This is a genomic window from Dokdonia ponticola (genome assembly GCF_042653865.1).
GTDB classification, from domain to species: domain Bacteria; phylum Bacteroidota; class Bacteroidia; order Flavobacteriales; family Flavobacteriaceae; genus Dokdonia; species Dokdonia ponticola.
Map to the genome: position 1 here is coordinate 113,053 of NZ_JBHSFV010000010.1, position 19,973 is coordinate 133,025.

The 19,973-nt window shown below is 36.8% G+C and carries 11 protein-coding genes; 6 read left to right on the plus strand and 5 right to left on the minus strand.

Annotated elements, in window-relative coordinates; translation table 11 throughout:
* Positions 1 to 70 precede the first annotated feature (70 nt).
* Entirely contained in the window at positions 71 to 505 is a 435-nt protein-coding gene (locus ACFO3O_RS15755; protein WP_379980515.1) for a hypothetical protein, read from the plus strand.
* A gap of 113 nt (positions 506 to 618) precedes the next feature.
* On the opposite strand, the gene ACFO3O_RS15760 is transcribed toward ACFO3O_RS15755, so the two are convergent.
* Complete coding sequence (locus ACFO3O_RS15760; RefSeq protein WP_379980517.1) at positions 619 to 1,680, minus strand: endonuclease/exonuclease/phosphatase family protein; 1,062 nt, start codon at positions 1,678 to 1,680, stop codon at positions 619 to 621.
* Between the two features lie 128 nt (positions 1,681 to 1,808).
* On the opposite strand from ACFO3O_RS15760, the gene ACFO3O_RS15765 reads away from it, so the two are divergent.
* The gene (locus ACFO3O_RS15765) at positions 1,809 to 4,673 is read left to right on the plus strand and encodes a carboxypeptidase-like regulatory domain-containing protein (RefSeq protein ID WP_379980519.1); all 2,865 of its coding nucleotides are present in this window, start codon (positions 1,809 to 1,811) and stop codon (positions 4,671 to 4,673) included.
* 81 nt (positions 4,674 to 4,754) lie between these two features.
* Positions 4,755 to 6,098: a DUF5689 domain-containing protein gene (locus tag ACFO3O_RS15770; protein WP_379980521.1), complete on the plus strand. Its 1,344-nt coding sequence runs from the start codon at positions 4,755 to 4,757 to the stop codon at positions 6,096 to 6,098.
* Positions 6,099 to 6,330: 232 nt separating this feature from the next.
* On the opposite strand, the gene ACFO3O_RS15775 is transcribed toward ACFO3O_RS15770, so the two are convergent.
* The 3 genes from ACFO3O_RS15775 to ACFO3O_RS15785 form a co-directional block, all read right to left on the minus strand.
* A complete protein-coding gene (locus ACFO3O_RS15775) occupies positions 6,331 to 8,211 on the minus strand; it encodes an OmpA family protein (RefSeq protein WP_379980523.1) in 1,881 nt (626 codons plus the stop codon).
* A gap of 18 nt (positions 8,212 to 8,229) precedes the next feature.
* Positions 8,230 to 9,144, minus strand: a complete 915-nt coding sequence (locus ACFO3O_RS15780) for a PorP/SprF family type IX secretion system membrane protein (protein WP_379980525.1) — start codon at positions 9,142 to 9,144, stop codon at positions 8,230 to 8,232.
* A gap of 71 nt (positions 9,145 to 9,215) precedes the next feature.
* Positions 9,216 to 12,911, minus strand: coding sequence for a choice-of-anchor L domain-containing protein (locus ACFO3O_RS15785; protein ID WP_379980526.1), 3,696 nt, complete (start codon positions 12,909 to 12,911; stop codon positions 9,216 to 9,218).
* Between the two features lie 471 nt (positions 12,912 to 13,382).
* Here ACFO3O_RS15785 and ACFO3O_RS15790 point away from each other — a divergent pair, with 471 nt between their 5' ends.
* Complete coding sequence (locus ACFO3O_RS15790; RefSeq protein ID WP_379980528.1) at positions 13,383 to 15,992, plus strand: T9SS type A sorting domain-containing protein; 2,610 nt, start codon at positions 13,383 to 13,385, stop codon at positions 15,990 to 15,992.
* A gap of 225 nt (positions 15,993 to 16,217) precedes the next feature.
* Here the strand turns inward: ACFO3O_RS15790 and ACFO3O_RS15795 are convergent, their stop codons facing one another.
* Positions 16,218 to 17,198: an endonuclease/exonuclease/phosphatase family protein gene (locus tag ACFO3O_RS15795; RefSeq protein WP_379980530.1), complete on the minus strand. Its 981-nt coding sequence runs from the start codon at positions 17,196 to 17,198 to the stop codon at positions 16,218 to 16,220.
* A 64-nt stretch (positions 17,199 to 17,262) separates the two neighbouring features.
* Between ACFO3O_RS15795 and hflX the strand changes: the two genes are divergently transcribed.
* A complete protein-coding gene (gene hflX / locus ACFO3O_RS15800; RefSeq protein WP_379980532.1) occupies positions 17,263 to 18,474 on the plus strand; it encodes a GTPase HflX in 1,212 nt (403 codons plus the stop codon).
* Between the two features lie 110 nt (positions 18,475 to 18,584).
* On the plus strand, positions 18,585 to 19,925 hold the full coding sequence (locus tag ACFO3O_RS15805) for a hypothetical protein (RefSeq protein WP_379980534.1): 1,341 nt from the start codon (positions 18,585 to 18,587) through the stop codon (positions 19,923 to 19,925).
* The last annotated feature ends 48 nt before the right edge of the window (positions 19,926 to 19,973 follow it).

Below are 19,973 nucleotides of genomic sequence, written 5' to 3' on the forward strand. Positions count from 1 at the left end.
CTACACAGTGTCGGTTTTTTGGTTTAAAATGCCCTATCTTTGGGTAGTCATTATTTAAACACATACCATTATGTATTCTACGATTCAATTTGTACACTCAATATGGGCCTACTTAGTGCTGGCTATATTAGTGATTACAACTATTAACTCACTTGCTAAGTTTTTTGGAAAAAAAGAATATGGTGCCAAAGATATGCGTCTGGCACTTTTTACATTAATCACCATGCACTTACAGCTTTTAATAGGATTGGTCTTATTTTTTGTATCCCCTAACGGATTAAATGCAATTACATCAAACGGAATGGGAGGGCTATCTTCTACAGCTCGCAGACTTGCTGTAGAGCACCCTACACTAATGATTATTGCTGTAGTGCTGGTAACTATTGGATATTCCAAACATAAAAAACAACGCTTATCTACACCCAAATTTAAGAAACTAGCCATATTTTATACCCTAGCATTGATTGCTGTATTAGCGATGATTCCATGGAATCAGTGGTTTTAGAAAAATAGAAATAAGTATATACTAAAACAGGGAAGATGTTTACATCCTTCCCTGTTTTTTTGCGGGTTCGTAAAAGTAAACCTGCCTAGCTGGCAGGCGAGAGCGTGTACATACTATTCGTTTTCTACTACTTCTTTAATAAGAATAACATATACGGGATAATGATCACTATACCCTCCCGTATATCCTCCATTTGCGAAGCTACGATACGGATATCCTTTATATCGACCCTTTGGGGTGTTTAGATAATTTTTGTTGAAAATACCTGCTTTAAAATACCTGTAGGAACTATAGTCTTTATGTAGTAATGGTTCTGTAATTAAAATTTGGTCAAAAAGATTCCAACCATCTCTATAGGCTAATGTGCCAATGCCTTTTTTAAACATAGACTCCATAGGATTGTAGATCATCTTATCTTTTACCTTATCTCTATCCCCTTTTGCTTTTAATACTTTTTTTACACTCGGACTTGTAGGATCATCGTTAAGATCTCCCATCGTGATAATTTTTGCATACGGGTCATTGCTTTGCAGGCTGTCTATGATCTTTTTGTTAAGTGCGGCGGCTGCCATGCGTTGTTTGCGACTTCGGGCTTCTCCTCCAGAACGTGAGGGCCAATGATTGACAATTACATGAATCATATCGCCATCTAATACTCCTGAAACTAGTAGTTGATCCCGCGTGTATTTACGTTTTTTAGCATCGTCATTGTCATAAATAATAAGTTCGTGTTTACTAATGTGTATGGGCGTAAATAATGCTTTTTGGTACATAAGGGCTACATCAATTCCTCTTCGATCAGGGGAGTCAAAATGTGCAATGCCATACTCTTTATCTAATAATTGAGGATCATTAGCAAGGGCCTCTACCGTTTTTCTATTTTCTATTTCTGCAAGTCCAATAATAGCAGGGGCATTTTTTGTAATGTCTTGGCCTATTTCTGAAATGACACGTGCCATCTTCTGTATTTTATCTGCATATATAGCTTCGGTCCAATGGTCTTTTCCTTCTGGTGTACGGTCATCATCAAATGTAATGGGGTCATTTTCCGCATCAAAAAGATTTTCTACGTTATAAAAAGCGATGGTATGTGGCTTGTAGGTTTTTTGGTCTTGCGCTTTCGCGAAAGCAAAAGATACAAGGAAAATGAAGAATAGATACGTTTTTAAATTCATTTTGAGGATTACATTTTTTTGAAAAAAACTGAGATATTTTAGGCTAAATATAGTGAATACATTGAAAATGAGTATATTTGGGTGTAATGTAAAAATCTTATGCGGGATTTATGATTAACTAAACCCTCATGAAGTACGCTATTTTTAGATTTTTACTGGTTTTGACCATGCCTCTTGCAATGGGTCAAACGTCCGTAAAAGGAACTGTAATTGACAGAATCACCTTAGAAAAGTTACCAAATGTACATGTTACACTAGAAGGAACACCTCAAGCGACACAAACAGATACGTCGGGTGCTTTTGTTTTATTTCAGGATATAGCTATAGGAGATCAAATTCTTAGGATCTCAAAAGAAGGCTATGTGACACGACGATTTCCTATCGTTATTTATAAAGACAATATACTAGATCTAGGAGAGATTACTTTTGATGTGGATGTCACAGCAGAGCAACAACTCAATGGCCTTATTTCTTTATCGGATAACGACCTCAATCGGGAAGATGATGATTTAGGAGGATTTAATATCTCTGGATTGCTATCTGCGGGTCGTGATACCTATTTAAGTGCAGCGGCTTTTGATTGGAGCGCTACTTTTTTCAGACCAAGAGGTCTTGACAATGCTAACGGGAAATTACTCATCAATGGGATTGAAATGAATAAGCAATTTAATGGACGTCCCCAATGGGGCAACTGGGGAGGGCTTAATGATGCACAACGTAATCGTGAGTTTACAGCAGGACTTTCTGCCAATGAATATGCTTTTGGAGGTCTAGGAGGTGTCACAAATATTACAATGCGAGCATCTCAGTATCGTAAAGGAGGACGGGTATCTTATGCTGGTGCAAATCGATCGTATGAAGGGCGTGTGATGGGTAGTTATAGTTCAGGACTTCTTACAAGTGGGTGGGCATTTACATTTCTTGCATCTAGGCGTTTTGGAAACGAAGGCTATGTAGAAGGCACATTGTATGATGCAAATTCAATCTTTGCTTCTGTAGAAAAGAAATTTAATGAGCAACATAGCCTCAATCTTACCGCGATCTATACGCCTAATAGAAGAGGTCGTTCTACCGCATTAACACAAGAGATTTTTGACCTTAAAGGAAGACAATACAATCCTTTTTGGGGCTATCTGAATGGTGAAATACGCAATACACGTATACGAGAAATAGAAGAGCCTATTTTGATGTTAAATCACACCTGGGATATATCAGAGAAAACATCTATTGAAACAAGCCTCGGCTACCAAACAGGGACTATTAAAAATAGTCGAATTGATGCTAACGGAACCACACTAGTGGCCTCTAACGGGCAGCAATTCTTTGCAGGAGGTGCCCGTAATCCGTCGCCAGATTATTATCAATTACTGCCAAGTTTCTTTTTGCAAGATGAAAATCCAACAGCAATCGACTTCCAAAATGCTTTTTTAGCACAAGAACAACTGGTTAACGACGGACAGTTTGATTGGAACGTTTTATACGAGGGTAATGCTGCGTTAAGGGCACAAGGGAGAAATGCGTTGTATGTGCTTCAAAATGATGTGATAGAAGATACACAGTTCAGCGCAACGAGTATTGTAAACAGTGCCATTACAGATCATATTACGCTTCATGGAAATGTGAGTTATCGTAGGTTACATAGTGAAAATTATGCAGAAATTGAAGATTTACTTGGGGGTACAGGCTATTTGGATATCGATAACTTTACAGAAGCAGCGTCTGAAGATGCATCAGGACTGATCTCTACAGACAATGCGCAAAGTGATGTGCGAAATCCTAATAGGATTGTTGGAGAAGGAGATCGCTACAAATACAATTATCAAATAGATGCTAATGTGGTAGCTGCTTTCGCGCAAGCGCAATTCAAATACAACAAAGTAGATTTTTACATAGGAACGACCATCACTCAAACAAGTTACCAACGTAATGGATTGTTTGAAAATGGAAATTTCCAAAACCAAGAAGGAGCTGTTGGATCTTTTGGACCTAGTGAAGCGTTAAATTTTTCAACAGGCGGTGTTAAAGCAGGATTGGCGTATAAAATTACAGGACGGCATATTATTGATGTGAACGGCGGCTATTATACAAATGCCCCTACAATCCGCAATTCTTTTGTAAACGCACGTCAAAATAATGAAGTAATAGAAGGGTTGGTACCCGAGCAACTTCAATCTGTAGATGTAAGCTATATTTATAGATCTCCACTTGTAAAAGCAAGGTTGACGGGATATTATACGGTTTTTGAAAAAGGTACCAATATCGGATTTTACTTTACAGAAGACCTAGGAGGTTTAGGAAATGATGGAAATGCCTTTGTACAAGAGATTCTTACAAACATAGGAAGACGCCATATGGGGGTAGAACTTGGAATCGAAGCTCAAGTATTACCTACACTTAAGGTAAAGGCGGCGGCTAGTGTGGGACAATATACGTTTACAAATAACCCTAATTTATACTTGAGAAGTGATGATTTTGATGGAGCGCTACGCTTTGGAGATGGCACCACAAACTTAGAGAATCTCCACGTAGCTGGAGGCCCTGAAAGAGCTTTTCAAGTAGGGTTTGAATATAGAGATCCTGATTTTTGGAACATTGGAGTCACAACTAATTATCTTTCGAATGCATATATAGATGTAAGTAATCTTGCTCGTTCTGCCAATTTTGTAACTGACAGCGATGGATTGCCTATTAATGATTTTGATGCTGCCGTTGGCAAAAGCTTATTACAACAGCAAGAGTTTGATGCGTATTTCTTAGTCAATATTATCGGAGGGAAATCATGGAGAGTCCGTCAATACTTTTTAGGCTTTTTTGCTACGATCAATAATGTATTAGATCAGCAATATGTTACAGGAGGGTTTGAACAATCTCGTAATGCCACTTTCAGAAATGTACGTGACGACCAAGCAAGAGAGAATGGACCTGTATTTGGACCCAGATATTTCTTTGGAAACGGAACTACGTACTTTCTGAATTTTTATGTTCGCTTTTAATCAAAATATCAAGAAATAATAGAATTATAAACGCTTATGAAAACTATACGATTACCACGATTACTCACAATGCTAGTTGTTATGATAACACTCGTATCTTGTGTAAAAGATGATGATTTTTCTGTTCCAGAATTAGATACAGGCTCTTTAGAAATAGAAGGGCAAGCTGTAAGTATTAGTAGTGTTGCCGGACAAGTGGCTCAAGCTATGGAGAATGGAGACGAGATATTTACATTTGAAGGTGTAGATACGTATATAGAAGGCTATGTGATCTCGAGTGACGAAGGGGGTAACTTTTTTGAAGAATTTATTATTCAAGACCTTCCTGAAAACCCAGTAGCTGGAATTAGAGTTCTCATAGATGTAAATCCTTTATTCACAAGGTATGAAGTGGGAAGAAAAGTATTTGTTAGGTTAGATGGCCTTACGGTAGGTATTTCTAATGGTGTTCTTTCGGCAGGAATTGCCGATGGAAACTCCGTAGGGAAGATCCCGCCTTCTATGCAAAATGAAGTTATTGTACGGAGTAATGAAGTGGCAGAGATTATTCCGATGCCTATTTCTTTTTCTGATTTTTCTAATGATGTAACCAACTTATTTGTTTCACTTGAAAATGTTCAATTTAATGTAGACGAAGTGATTAATCACCAAAGAACGTACGCTTCAGAACCACAAGATCAGTTTGATGGTGAGCGGGTATTGGAAGATTGTGCTACAGGAGGGAGCATTATACTGAGTACAAGTACCTTTTCAGACTTTAAAGCACTATCACTTCCGTCAGGTAGAGGAACTTTACAAGGAGTATTGACAAAAGACTTCTTTGGAGAGGTTTTTAATATGGCTATCAACGATCCGAATGATGTCATATTTATAGAAGAAGATCGGTGTGATTTATGTGGTCTTGCAGAAGAGATAGGGGAAAGCGTTGTATTTACAGATAATTTAGAAAACGGATCATTGAATGATGCGTGGACTAACTTTGCACAAGAAGGAACAGAAGTTTGGGAACCTTTTAATGCAGGTGGTGATTATGGTACTGCTGTGCGAATAGGGTCTTTTTCGTCTGGTGATACTAGCACGATTGCATGGTTGATCACACCAGAAATTGATTTTAACATGCAAGCAATGGAGACACTGAGCTTTGAAACCTCCAATAGTTTTGCTGATGCAAGCACACTTACCTTACTTTACGCAGATAATTGGGATGGTGATACGGCAAACATAGATGATGCTCATTGGAGACCTATATTAGAAGGAACTATTGTTTCTGATGATACTTTCTTTCAGGATTGGATAGCCTCTGGAAACATTGATTTGTCTTGTCTAGAGGGTACTGTTCATATTGCTTTTAAATATGTAGGAAGTGGTGATGCCAATTTTGACGGAACGTATGAGCTAGACAATATTAAAATTAATGCACAATAGTAATTAGAAGTGCTAAATTTTCATATGGGATGTTTCTTTTTACGCTTTCGCGAAAGCGTAATCGACATGCCTATATGCTATATGTATAATTCAGGGTGTAGTCTCTTATTTCTTGAGTCAATTATTTGAAGACAAGATTGGAGGATTAAAATTGTAATCTTAGAATAAAATAAAAAGGCTTCCTATATTTTTAGGAAGCCTTTTTGTGAGTGAGTGTTTATGATATGATTTGTTATTTTACGATTTTAAATACACAACGTCTATTGAGTTGGTGATCTTCTTTAGAACAAGCAGATTCTTCACAAGAGACAGCAGGGTCTGTTTCTCCTTTCCCATCTGCGGTAATACGACTTGCATCTATTCCTTTACTAATGACGTAATCACGCATTGATTCAGCTCTTTTTTGAGAGAGCGTTTGGTTGTATGATTCTGGCCCTCTTACATCCGTATGACTTTCTGCAGAAATTTTCATATCAGGATATTTATTCATAGAAGCCACAAGACGGTCTAATTCGGCCGCAGCATCTGGGCGTATGTTCCATTTATCAAAATCAAAGTAAATTGGATTCAATACCACTTCGTCTGGAGTAATAATAGCTTCTTTTTGAAGTACAACAGTGACATTGACAGAATTTTTAGCTACAGTGACGGTTTGCTCATTAGGAATGAATCCATCTGCAGACGCCATTACTTTGTATTCTCTCTTACATTTTGAAGAAAATAAGTATTTTCCTGTGGTTGTTGCCGTGTCAGAATCTGTAGATCCTTCTGTGATATTCATAATTTCTACGAATGCTTTAGAGATTCCGTTACCATCGGTATCTTCTACAGTGATGGTTACATCTACATCACACGGAGGTAATTTTCCTAGAATATAAATATCATCACTACCTTTACCACCTTTTCTGTTTGAAGACACATATCCTGTTCCTTTTTCTGGGTCTATATTTACCCCAAAGTCATCATTACCACTATTTACGCCTGGGCCTAAATTTTCTGGATACGCAAAAGAATTACCTTGTTTTTCAGCTTTGAAAACATCAAGACCTCCTAGTCCTAAGTGTCCATTACTTGCGAAATAGAGAGATCCATTAGCATCAATGAAAGGAAATGCTTCGGTTGCAATCGTGTTGATTTGATTTCCTAAATTTTTAGGTTCACCATAAGTATTGTCTGCTTTGATTTCTACCATATAGATATCAGAACCTCCTTGTCCTCCTGGCTTGTCGCTAGAGAAGTATAAGGTTTTTCCGTCAGGACTAATCGCGGGATGTCCTGTTGAATAGTTGTCATCATTAAAAGAAACAGGTTCAATATTTGTCCACTCTCCAGCTACTTTTTCGGCAGAATATATATTAATTTGATTCACGCCTTCTTCATCCTTTTCTAGATCTCCTTCAAAGTAATTGTTACGATCAAAAAACATGCGTTTTCCGTCAGGTGTAATGGCAATAGTGCCTTCGTGATATTTGGAGTTCACATCTCCTTCTAATAGCGCAACATTACTCATGGAAGACCCATCTGTGGTAGCAGAATAGATATCTAAGAAAGGCTCTCCATTTAAGTTATGGTTTTTGCGTTCTGTATTTCTAGAAGATGAAAAATAGATTTTATTATCTTTTGTAAAAGAACCAAAATCAGAATACTTAGTGTTTATTTTATCTGCGTTGGTTACAGTATACAATGGATCACGTTCTTCCAGTTCTTCTAGGTAATCTTGATTTTTCAGATAGATAGCAGCTCTTGGATCAGTTGAATTTGCCTTTACAAATCGTTTCATCCATTTTTTATACTCACTTGATTTTCCATTTGCTTTTAATATTTCTGCATATGCAAATAGTGTTTCTGGATTTGCATTTTTATTTTTAACGATACGTTTATAAAATGATTCTGCTTTTTTTGTATCGTTAAGAATCGTATAACTACGAGCTAATTGCTCATATACGTAGTCATCTGCTTTCCCTTTTTGAATAAGGCCATTATATTCTTCGATAGCTTCTGTATAAGCTAATCTATTAAATAATTGATCTGCCTTTTTAGTGTCTTTGCTTTGTGCATTAGCAAAATTAATACTCGTAGCAACAAGTAATATATATATGTAAAACTTCTTCATCTTGTACTATATTTTATTTTAGAAGTATCTCGGTGAGCGTAATGCACGCTTATTAAAGATGATATTATAGGTTAGTATTATTTCATGCGATGATGGGGCAACATTATTAATTTCTGAAACAACAGCATCATATGCATATCCTATTCTTAAATCAGGTGTTGCTTGAAAACCTACAATACCACTAAAAGAGTCATCTAGTCTGTATGACACTCCCAATTCAAACTTTTCTAAGAATAGTGCGTTAAGATTTATATCAAAAGATGTAGGTGCATCAAAAGCTGATTTTACAAGTACTGATGGTTTTAATTTTAGATTTTCTGTTGTCTGAAAAACATAACCAGATGTTACAAAATAGTGATTTGTTTCTGATCCAAACTGTAATCCATTTTCGTCCAAGTGGAGAGAATTTAAGATGTTAGGTACAGAAGCTCCAACATAAAAATTATCACTATATAAAAAGACTCCAGCTCCTATGTTGGGAGTTGTTTGAGTTATGTTTTGTGAAAAGAAAGGGTCACCTGGGTCTTGTAATTCTAGGTCTGCAAGTCCAATATCATGAAACGTAGCTCCTGCTTTCAATCCAAATGCTAATTGATATTTATTGTTTACAGGAATGGTATATGAAAAATCAATGTATGCGTTAGTTTCTCTAACAGGGCCTAATTCATCCCTAATCAAAGAAATTCCTAGACCAGTCCTTTCACCTACTGGCGCATGTGCGTTGAAGGTATACGTTTCAGGAGCTCCATCAAGGGCAGACCATTGGTTTCTATATAATAAACCCAAAGAAAGCCCTTCTTGTAAACCAGCATACGCAGGGTTGACAACATTCATGTTATACATATACTGCGTATATTGCGGATCTTGCTGTGCTGTTGCAAGATCAACACATAAAATGCTTGTGATAAGGGTTAATAAAAATAGTTTTTTCATTTTTAAAAATTTATTTATTGCATAAATGATGCGTTATGCGCGATAATAAATGTTATCTGTTAATCCTGTGTTTAGTTTCCTCTGTTAATGTAAACCCATCCCGTAGCTTGTGTTCCATATACGGGATCATCACCTTCAAGATTGATTACATAGAAATAAGTACCTGTTGGAAGATCATTTCCATCATCTGTTTGACCTCTCCATTGGTTTACATAATTATTCTGTTCGTAAACAAGTGCACCTAGTCTATTATAGATTTGAAGTACATCAATTCCTGTTCTTGCTGCTAAGAACTCTAAATCTAGTGTATCATTAAACCCAGGGGTGTCATCTGGAGAAATCCCTTGAGAAATCACGCAGTTTCCTACATCAAACAATGATACATCTACAGAATCTTCACTAGTACACCCAGCCGCTGTTGTCACAATAACAGTGTATATCTGAGTTCCTACAGCACTTTCTGGTATAGAGAAGTCTAATGTGCTAGCGGTTTCTCCAGTGATGATATCTCCATTAAGAAGCCATTGGTAGGTAACATCTGCATTATCACTTACAGAAGTAAGTGTATTAGGGAATTCTCTACAGGTAGTAAAGTCATCTCCGAGAGATACATTTACAGGATCGGCTATAGTGATGACAATGCTATCTGTTGTTGTACACCCTTCGGCATTAGTGATCGTTAGTGATATAGTTTCAGTAGAATTAACAGTTATTGTTTCTGTTGTTTCACCAGTACTCCATGAGTAGGTAATATCATTGATATTATCTCCTGTAATAACTGGAGATATGGTAAATGCTTCATCATCACAAATGATGGCATCCATACCAAGGTCTAAAGTAGGGGCTGTAGAGAAAGTCACCATGATTTCATCTGACATTATACAGCCACCGCCTGCATCTATTTCTACACTATACGTCCCAGATGTACTTACGGTGATAGTTTCGGTCGTTTCTCCTGTACTCCATAAAAATGAAGGATTATCAAGAGTATCTCCAGTTATTGTTGGTACAATTTCGAAAGAAGTTACATCACAAAATACTTCATCGTTTCCAAGATCAACCATAAAATCAATTACAGTTGAAGTAACCGTAACATCATCAGAAATTGTAACCGTAGAACCGTCGCTAGAATTTGTAAATGTTATTGAGGCTGTATAGGTAGTGGTTTCCGTTGGGCATACATTAAATATCAAGTCGTTACTTAATACGTTTCCATCTTCATCAGTCCAAGTAAATACAACATCTTCGTCTGATTCTCCGTCTGGAACAAATCTCCAATTTTCATCAGTGGCTTCCCAAGCGCCTGTATTTCTTCCTGGAGGAACAGCAAATTCAGTATTATCATTCCCTAAAATGCCTAAAGTAGCTAGACCGTCATTCCATGTATCACACACGGGTTTATTAGTGATATTCACGTCAACAATATTCACAGTTTCGTATAAAATGATTTGTTGAGAAGTTATTAAATCAGTACAACTAAATTGAGGTACCATATCAAAATTTAAAACAAAGGCTCTAAAAGGTGCCTCTCCGCTTATGAAAAAGTTAATAGCGTCAGGGTCTCCATTTACTCCTGGGTTTATATCATGAAAAGCTCCGTAAATTGTGTTAAAAGGGAAAGTAGCCTGATCGTCATTTGGAATTGTTTGATCTGGATCAATATTCCAATCATTAAATCCGTTTGCCAACGAAGTGTCAAATGAAATTTGACCATTAGCTCCTACAACAAGTGAGGTGTAATCATTTTGGTAAAACGTAAATGTGAATGGTAAGTTGATTACATTACTCCAAGTATCATCTACTGTTATATTTGTAGGAGTTCCTCCTGATATAGGAATTATACATTCTGTTTGATCAATTCTATAAGAGGCTGTAGTGGTAAAAGGTGCCACTACTGTAGCTACTAAATCTACACATGGGTTTTCACAATCTACCATTTGGTCTAAACCTGCATCGACTTCTATTGTTTCACATTCTTCAGGCTCAACACAAAAAGATCCGTCAGCATTTGCCAAGGTAACAGTAATACTATCTGTGTTAGAGCAAATTCCAAATGATACCGTAACTTCATAGGTTCCTTCCTCTGTTATGTCAAGTGTTGCGTCTTCTTGTCCAGCTATTATGTTACCATCCAGGGACCATTCGTAAGTAGCTCCATCAGGGTCAACGTTTGTTGGTGTAGCATCTAATGTAACCGTTGATTCGAAGCATGTATTAAAATCGTCTCCTAATTCAAAGAGGATAGCAAGAGGAGCGACAGTAACACTATCTGTTATGTCACAAGGTCCTACGCTAACAACTACCGTGTAAACTCCTTCTTGAGTAACGCTTAAGGTTGGAGATGTTTCACCTATGAGTACTACATCATCTAAGAACCATGCATACGTGACTGTCGAAGGATCAAGATTTGATGGTGTTGCGTCCAAGATAACAGGGTCAACTAAACAGCTATTTATAGTCTCACCTAATTCAATAATAGGTGCTGTTGTAAAATCGACCATGATTACGTCAGAGAAGGTACATCCAGAGTTAAAGGTAACAACAACCGCATATTCTCCAGCCTCTGTTACATTAAGTGTAGAACTTGTTTCATCTATAAGAATGGTACTATTAAAAAACCAAGAGAAAGATGCAGAAGAGTCGAGGATGTCAACATCCAAAACAACCATATCGGTTTCGCACGCATCAATATCGTCACCAAGGTTAACAGCAGAAGCTGTAATAAACTCAACGACAATTTCATCTTCAATGGTACAATCTGTATTGTTAAGACTTACGCTTACAGCATACGTCCCAGGCATTGTTACATCAAGTGTAGGGTTTGTCTCTCCAACAAGCTCAGTACCGTCCATAAACCATGTGTATGATACGGCATCTGGGTCATCTGCGTTAAGCGTAATTGTATCCCCCTCACATGCAGCATTTCCATTAGAAAGTAATATGTCATCTCCTAAGTCTGTAGTTCCTATATTAAAACTACCTGCTTCTAAAAACACTCCAATATCAAAAGCGCTGTCAGATTGATCTGCTACTACTAATTTTATTCTATATGGATTTCCTGATATCACATCTGCCATTGCGGTAAGTTGTACTGTTTGCCCGTTAAAGTTGGTGGCAGAGGCATTCTCATCATTAAATGGTTGAAAATTATATCTATCAAAAAACTCTTCATTGACAGCAGCACATTGTCCAGGTACTTCTGGACGAATATTAGTTACTTCTATAGGAATTGTTGTTCCTGGTAGAACAGCGAGGTTTTGTACATCTCCTGTTGTAATGTCTGTTAGTATGAAAGCAAAGGCATCAGAAAATGTACATTCGAAATTCTGATCATATTCTTCAGACGCCATAATGAAGTTAAAACTAATCTGTTCTATGAATGGGGTAAAATCAAACTCTATAAAAGAAGCGTTATTAGTGTTTATAGCCGATGTATTTGCTTCTAAGTCAGCATCACCAGGCCAACCACCATTACTCTGAGTTGTTGTATTTGGACCCGGAGCTGCTTGCACGTCTCCAGACATTAATAGGATTCCTTCTTCAAAAGGGAAATCTGATCCATTTGCAGAAAAAGCGGCAATACCGTTTACATCTCCAAAATTCGTTCCCGTAGAAGACACAAAATTGGAAACCTCAGCACAAGATGAGTTTATTAAAACATCTTCTACTAATTCTTGTGTAGTCAAGGATTCATCTATGGTGATTTGTCCATATCCTAGAAATGATAGAAGGCTTGCGAATAAAAACGAAAATAATTGTTTTTTCATTTGATAGAAAATTAGTTGTTGTATTCGATACTATTAATATAGTTCGACGGATATCTTTTATTGGGTTTAGTAGGATTTTATCTTTTCTCAAAAATAAATGCAACTATGTAAAGAAGATATTTTGTCTCTTTAATTCCACTAAGGTTAAACAAAAAAAGAATCTTACAAAACGTTAACTTTTTTTTTAGATATAAAGCACGAAATCATCGACAACTAACAAATATCACCTTCTTTATTGATCGTTTTGAAAGGGGTAAAAATGTTAAAAACGATGTTTTCATCTTTTTTAAAATTATTCAAGCATTATAATCGAAGATTTTAGCAGCGATTTTTATTTTTTTAATTTATTTGAAGGTAAAACCATAATTAGCTTGTGGATTTTCAATAAAAAAAAGACAAAAAAGTGCAATTAATTTTTTGAATATATTTTATTTGTACATTACAGTATATTAATAACTTAAGCAGAATATTATGAAAATTAAATTACTACTTTTAGTGCTGTGTTTTCTCTCTATTTCATCCTATGGACAAGTAGATGATAAGACAAGACCTTTTTATCAAGGAAAAATTTCTTCTGTTGAATATGTGTCTTCTTTATCTTCAAGGCCTAATGACCTTGTTCCTTCTAATAATGCCACAAAAGAAGCAAAGGATAAAAGATCTTTAGCTGCCCAAATAGTGCAAGGAAAAGATCCGCAAACAGAAAACGATTATTTTGTAAGAAATAAGCATGAAATGGAGCAAAGTGTCCGTATGGCTCCTGCAAGTCTTGTTTTTGATGCCTATTCATCAGGATCACAACCCACAGACCCATCGCTCGCTGTTGGACCCAATCACGTGATGGTTGTATTTAATACTGGATTTGCTATTTATGATAAATCTGGTAATCAGTTATTAGGACAAACGGCTCCGAATCCAGCAATTTTTCCTTCAGGCGGATGTTGTGATCTTACTGCTTCTTATGACAATGCAGCAGACAGATGGGTGCTTTCATTTTTAGGAGCGGGAGCACAAATAGCCGTTTCTGATGGTCCAAATCCACTGACCGCAAATTGGTTTGTCTATACAATTTCTGCAATACAAGATTATCAAAAATTATCTGTATGGAGTGATGGGTATTATATTACTGAAAATACAGGGGGTACAAATAAACTATGGGCATTAGAAAGAGATGCTATGCTAGTAGGTTCCCCTAGTGCACAACTTGTAGGATTTAATCTTCCGGGGATAGTGACGAGTGGATTTTTTAGTCCTCAAGCATTAAATATTACAGACAATAATATGCCAGCTCCTGGGGGAGCTACGATTGTGTATTTGCAAGATAATGCATGGAATGGTGTTTCCGTAGATCATGTAAAAGTTTGGACGGCTGATGTAAACTGGTCAAACCCTTCAAGTTCCACAATATCTAATCCAACGCAAATTAATACAACACCTTTTATAAGTGTTTTTGATAATGGAAGTTTTTCTAATTTAACACAACCAGGCAGTGGAAGACCTATCAATATCGATGCGCTACAAGCCACGATTATGAATCAAGCGCAATTCAGAAAGTTTGCTACCCACAATTCAGCGATTTTTAATTTTGTAGTCGATGCTGATGCTACTTCTGGAGAACTTGCCGCAGTACGTTGGTATGAGTTCCGTCAAAGTGGGGATAACCAACCTTGGTCTTTATATCAAGAAGGAACCTATACGGCTCCAGATGGAAGACATGCCTGGAACGCCAGTATGGCGATGGATGGTCAAGGAAACATCGGTATGGGATATACGTCTATGTCTGGACCTTCTACGCCATCTACAGTATTTGTAAGTTCTTATTTTACAGGAAGATTAAGTTCAGATCCATTAGGTACTATGACCGCTATGGAAGGGTTAATCGCCAATGGCGATGCAAAAATACCTGGCACACGTTATGGAGATTATAGTAAGATGGACGTAGATCCGTCTGATGATGCTACCTTTTGGTTTATCAATGAATATATGAATAACGGAAGAGGAGGGGTTGTAGGTTCTTTTCAATTACAAGCAGGAACCCCTGATACAGAGGCACCATCTGATCCTACAAACTTAGTGGCTTCAAATATTACATCCAATAGTGCTACCTTAAGTTGGAATGGCTCTACAGATAATGTAGGGGTGGCTAGCTATACCATTTCTATCGATGGAAATGTGGTAGGAAATTCTACGACAACAACTTTTGATGTAACAGGTCTTACAGCGTTAACATTGTATAGCGCGTCTGTGAGTGCACAAGATGCTGCTGGAAATGTTTCGGGTAATGCAACTACTTCATTTACGACCCTTGAGGGTGGAGGAGGAACTCCAGGTGTGATTGCAGGCTATTTCTTTGAAACAGGATTAGAAGGATGGATTGATGGCGGAAATGATTGTGCAAGAGAAGCGACTGCAAATTCGTTTGAAGGGTCTTTTTCTGTAAGACTTAGAGATAATTCTAACTCTTCCAATATGGTTTCTCCAGCTTTAGATCTTTCTGGGAATAATCAAGTGACCATTGAATTTCATTCGTTTGCAAATAGCATGGAAAACGGGGAAGATTATTTTGTAGAATTCTTTAACGGATCTTCGTATCAAGTCATAGGACAATATGTGAGTGGGACAGATTTTTCTAATGGTTCGTTCTTTACAGATACCATTACACTAGACAGTAGTACGTTTAACTTTAATGCGTCCAATAGATTCCGTATTCGTTGTGATGCAAGTGCAAACAATGATCAAATTTGGATAGATCAAGTGATTGTCTCAGGAGATAATGTAAGTTCTTTTGCCGCACCACAAGAAGCACCCACTGTTACGGCATTACGTTCATTTACAGAGGCTTCTAAAGACAATATAAAACTATATCCTAATCCAACAAGATCGCAGTTGACTATTGATATTTTTGACGTAGAGTATGACGAAATCATCATATTCTCTTCTACAGGTACGGTTGTACAAACGATCAATCCAAAAGAAGATACACTTACTGTTGATGTGTCAAAACTATCATCAGGTATGTATTTTGTGAGGTTTGTTTCTAAAGAGGGACTAGCAGTTACCAAAAGATTTATTAAGCAGTAAGCTATCTTATATATACTAGTTTAGTCGTGTCCAACTAAGGCATAAGACCGCTTCGCTTTTAGACATAAGACGTAAGACTTCATTGTTCATGGCTTGACAACTAGTTATAAATATGAGTTCTTTATCTCTGTCTAAGATTAATGTCAAGGGCACCTTAAATTTATTCATTAAAAAGCCTGTGAAGATTTCTTCACAGGCTTTTATTATTAGGGAGTGTTGAGAGAGTTAGGAGTGGTGCTCAAAGATGCAATAGACAGGAAAGTGATCACTATACCCACCTAAGTATCTTTTTCCAGCATACGTACGAAAAGGATTTCTTTTAAAACGCCCTCTAAACTCTGTTAGGTGGTGTTCATTATAAATATCAGATTTATTGTATCTGAGGGGGTTTTCGTGCAAACGCATAAAATTGGCAGAAAGAATAATTTGATCAAAAAGATACCATTCAAAATCGTGGTTAAGGCTTCCTTCGTATCGCGTATTTAAAAATACCATAGGATTATAAAGATCCTTTTGCACCAGATGATTCTTGATACTCTCATTATGGGGTCCATCATTAAAATCACCCATCACAATGATGCGTGCTTCAGGCTTTTGTTCTTGAATACGGTCAATAATCATTCGGTTTTTTTGAGCAGCGATGATTCGTTTAGGCTCAGATTCTTCAACACCACTACGGCGAGAAGGCCAATGATTTACGAGGATATGGGTTTTTACCCCCATCAAATGTCCTGTTACGTGTAATATATCGCGGGTATAATCTTGCTGTCCAAACTCTGATTCCAAATAGACAGAAATGGTCTCGCTTTCCAATACTTGAAAGTTTTCTTTACGGTATAATAGCCCTACGTCAATTCCTCGTTCGTCAGGAGAATCATAATGTACGACATCATATCCAAGGTCTTTAAGTGCTTTGGTAGCGATGAGACTTTGTAAAACATCTTTGTTTTCAACTTCTGCAACACCCAATAAAACAGGAACTTCATCGGTTTCTTTATGTCCGATCTTTGCGATGACACGGCTTAATTTGTTTAGTTTGTTTGCATACCGTTTTCCGTTCCAATTTTTAAAGCCATCGGAGGTAAAGTCATCATCCAGTGTATTGGGGTCGTCTTCGGTGTCAAATAGGTTTTCTAAGTTGTAAAACGCGACGCTTATTTTTTTTGGTTCTGAGTGCGCTTTCGCGAAAGCGGAAGTATCTTTCATATATTATGGTATCGAGGGACTAATTTACTAAAAAGGATTACAACCGATTCCCTACCTTTGCAGTATGCTAGAAACTGAACAAATAGAATATGAAAAATGTATCCTTGTTGGAGTGACGACGCGTCACCAAAGTGAGGATAAAATGAATGAGTATCTGGATGAGCTTGAATTTCTTGCGTATACGGCAGGGGGTGAGGTGACAAAAAGATTTACTCAAAAGCTAGATATGCCCAATCCTAAAACGTTTTTAGGAGCAGGAAAGATGGAAGATGTCAAGGCGTATGTAGATCAACACGATATAGGTACGGTGATTTTTGATGATGAACTTTCTCCGGGACAACAGCGCAATATAGAGAAGTTATTAGCGTGTAAGATTGTAGATCGCACGTATTTGATTCTTGATATTTTTGCACAGCGTGCGCAAACAAGTTATGCACGTACACAGGTAGAGCTTGCGCAATACCAATACTTATTACCAAGACTTACAGGATTATGGACCCACTTGGAGCGGCAGCGAGGAGGGATTGGAATGCGTGGTCCTGGGGAAACAGAAATTGAAACGGATAGACGTATTGTAAGGGATCGTATTACATTGCTTAAAGCGAAAATGGCTACGATAGACAAACAAATGGCTACTCAGCGTGGTAATCGCGGTGCGTTAGTACGTGTTGCCTTGGTAGGATATACCAATGTAGGGAAGTCTACACTGATGAATGCGTTGAGTAAAAGCGAAGTGTTTGCAGAAAATAAACTGTTTGCTACCTTAGACACTACGGTACGTAAAGTAGTTATTGGTAATTTACCTTTTTTACTGTCAGATACCGTAGGATTTATACGTAAACTTCCCACACAGCTCGTAGATTCTTTTAAGAGCACGCTGGATGAGGTACGAGAAGCCGATTTATTATTACATGTGGTAGATATTTCCCACCCACAGTTTGAAGATCATATTGCATCTGTAAATCAAATTTTAGATGAGATTAAGAGTGCAGATAAGCCAGTGTTAATGGTGTTTAATAAAATTGACGCGTATCAGCCAGAAGATTACGACGAAGAAGATTTGATGGTGGAGCGGGCGCCTGTTCATTACTCTCTAGAGGAATGGAAACAAACATGGATGGCTAGAACCAATGGAGATTCTATTTTTATATCTGCTTTAAATAAAGATAATTTTGAAAGCTTTAGAAAAAAGGTATATGAGCGCGTGCGTGAGATTCATGTGACTCGTTTTCCTTATAATAGTTTTCTGTATCCAGAATATGAAGATGGATTTTAAAATAAACGTGAACAAATAGATCTAAAAAATGTGAGCCTACAAGCTCACATTTTTTATGTAACAAATTTCCAAAATCTTTTACTTATTATTGTATAACCAACCATCATTATATGTTACCAAAGCACGAAGATTCTAAGTTCAAGAAATGGCTTGATATTTTACAACAGGAAAGTTGGCAATTAGAACTAATTATTTCTGGAGTTGCTATTTTTGGGTTGATTCAAACCTTTGACCCTATTGTTACTTTGGCAAATGCTGTCTCAGCAAAAGCAATGGATAATACTACGTTGAGTGCTATTTCTAGTATTGCGTTTGCTGCTATAATGATGTGCTTATTGTCGCTTACCATCTGTTTAATTATCCACGTTATTTTGAGAGGGCTTTGGATTGGAGCGGTAGGATTGCGGTATTTTTCGGGTGATATTGATTACGAGGTGCTTAATTATACTGATAAGTTTAAGGCCTACTTAAAAAAGCGTATAGGGTCTTTTGATAAGTATATTTCAAAATTGGAAGATTATTGTAGTTTAATATTTGCATTGTCCTTTTTACTCGTTTTTTTCTTCCTTTCTTTCTTTATTAGTATTGCTGTTTTTTCTGGAATTCTTGCACTTATTGGGATGCTGTTTAGTGGTATTGCAGAAAAGATTTTCAGTATCATATTTGGGATATTCATGTCAATAGCCTTCTTGATGACCGCTATTGATTTCTTTACGCAAGGGTTCTTAAAAAAGAAAAAATGGTTAGCCTATGTGTACTTCCCAATATATAGAGTGATGAGTCGTGTTACCTTTTCATTTCTGTACAGACCTTTGCTTTATAACTTATTAGACAATAAGCTTGGAAAACGTATTCTTGCCGTATTAATTCCTGTTTTTATTGTAGGGTTGATGTCGTTTTCTATTAATATAAAAGAATCTAATTTTCATATAGATCGTTGGAATGATAAAGCTGAATATGCAAGAGTGTTAAATTATGATGATGAAATTGCAGATAACGAAAGAATATTTGTTAATAACGCTACCATTCCTTCTAAAATCATAAAGTCATCATCACTTCCTATTTTTATAAAACATAGAATAGCGATAGAGGATGTGATCTATAAAATAGATAGTACGCTTATTCCTAAAAATGATGATCGGGGATATGAATTAGGAAGTATAAATTTTCAGTTCGATTTAGAAAATAAAGATATAGCGTATGCTAAATTAAAAAAATACTTGGAGGTCTTAAAGGATGTAGTCACGATAAAATTGGATAGTACTGTTGTTCCTGCTACCTATATAATGACTCACAATCGTAAAGGTCAGCGAGGGTATGAGACAGTGCTGGATTTGAAAGATGTATCTCGGGGCGTTCATATATTAGAAATTACTCGAAAAAGAATCAGGAGAGATTCTATTAGTACAATCGATGTTGCTAGAATTCCTTTTTGGTATTATCTGGATTAATAACTGGTATAACTCTGTGTGTAGTTTTGAAACGTAAAGCAAACAAAA

What these genes read in the sequence shown, in the direction of transcription:
- ACFO3O_RS15770 (WP_379980521.1), top strand. Translation starts at nt 4,755, where the DNA reads ATGATAACACTCGTATCTTGTGTAAAAGATGATGATTTTTCTGTTCCA.
- ACFO3O_RS15805 (WP_379980534.1), top strand. Translation starts at nt 18,585, where the DNA reads ATGTTACCAAAGCACGAAGATTCTAAGTTCAAGAAATGGCTTGATATT.
- ACFO3O_RS15760 (WP_379980517.1), bottom strand. Translation starts at nt 1,680, where the DNA reads ATGAATTTAAAAACGTATCTATTCTTCATTTTCCTTGTATCTTTTGCT.
- ACFO3O_RS15795 (WP_379980530.1), bottom strand. Translation starts at nt 17,198, where the DNA reads ATGAAAGATACTTCCGCTTTCGCGAAAGCGCACTCAGAACCAAAAAAA.
- hflX (WP_379980532.1), top strand. Translation starts at nt 17,263, where the DNA reads ATGCTAGAAACTGAACAAATAGAATATGAAAAATGTATCCTTGTTGGA.
- ACFO3O_RS15790 (WP_379980528.1), top strand. Translation starts at nt 13,383, where the DNA reads ATGAAAATTAAATTACTACTTTTAGTGCTGTGTTTTCTCTCTATTTCA.
- ACFO3O_RS15780 (WP_379980525.1), bottom strand. Translation starts at nt 9,144, where the DNA reads ATGAAAAAACTATTTTTATTAACCCTTATCACAAGCATTTTATGTGTT.
- ACFO3O_RS15785 (WP_379980526.1), bottom strand. Translation starts at nt 12,911, where the DNA reads ATGAAAAAACAATTATTTTCGTTTTTATTCGCAAGCCTTCTATCATTT.
- ACFO3O_RS15775 (WP_379980523.1), bottom strand. Translation starts at nt 8,211, where the DNA reads ATGAAGAAGTTTTACATATATATATTACTTGTTGCTACGAGTATTAAT.
- ACFO3O_RS15765 (WP_379980519.1), top strand. Translation starts at nt 1,809, where the DNA reads ATGAAGTACGCTATTTTTAGATTTTTACTGGTTTTGACCATGCCTCTT.
- ACFO3O_RS15755 (WP_379980515.1), top strand. Translation starts at nt 71, where the DNA reads ATGTATTCTACGATTCAATTTGTACACTCAATATGGGCCTACTTAGTG.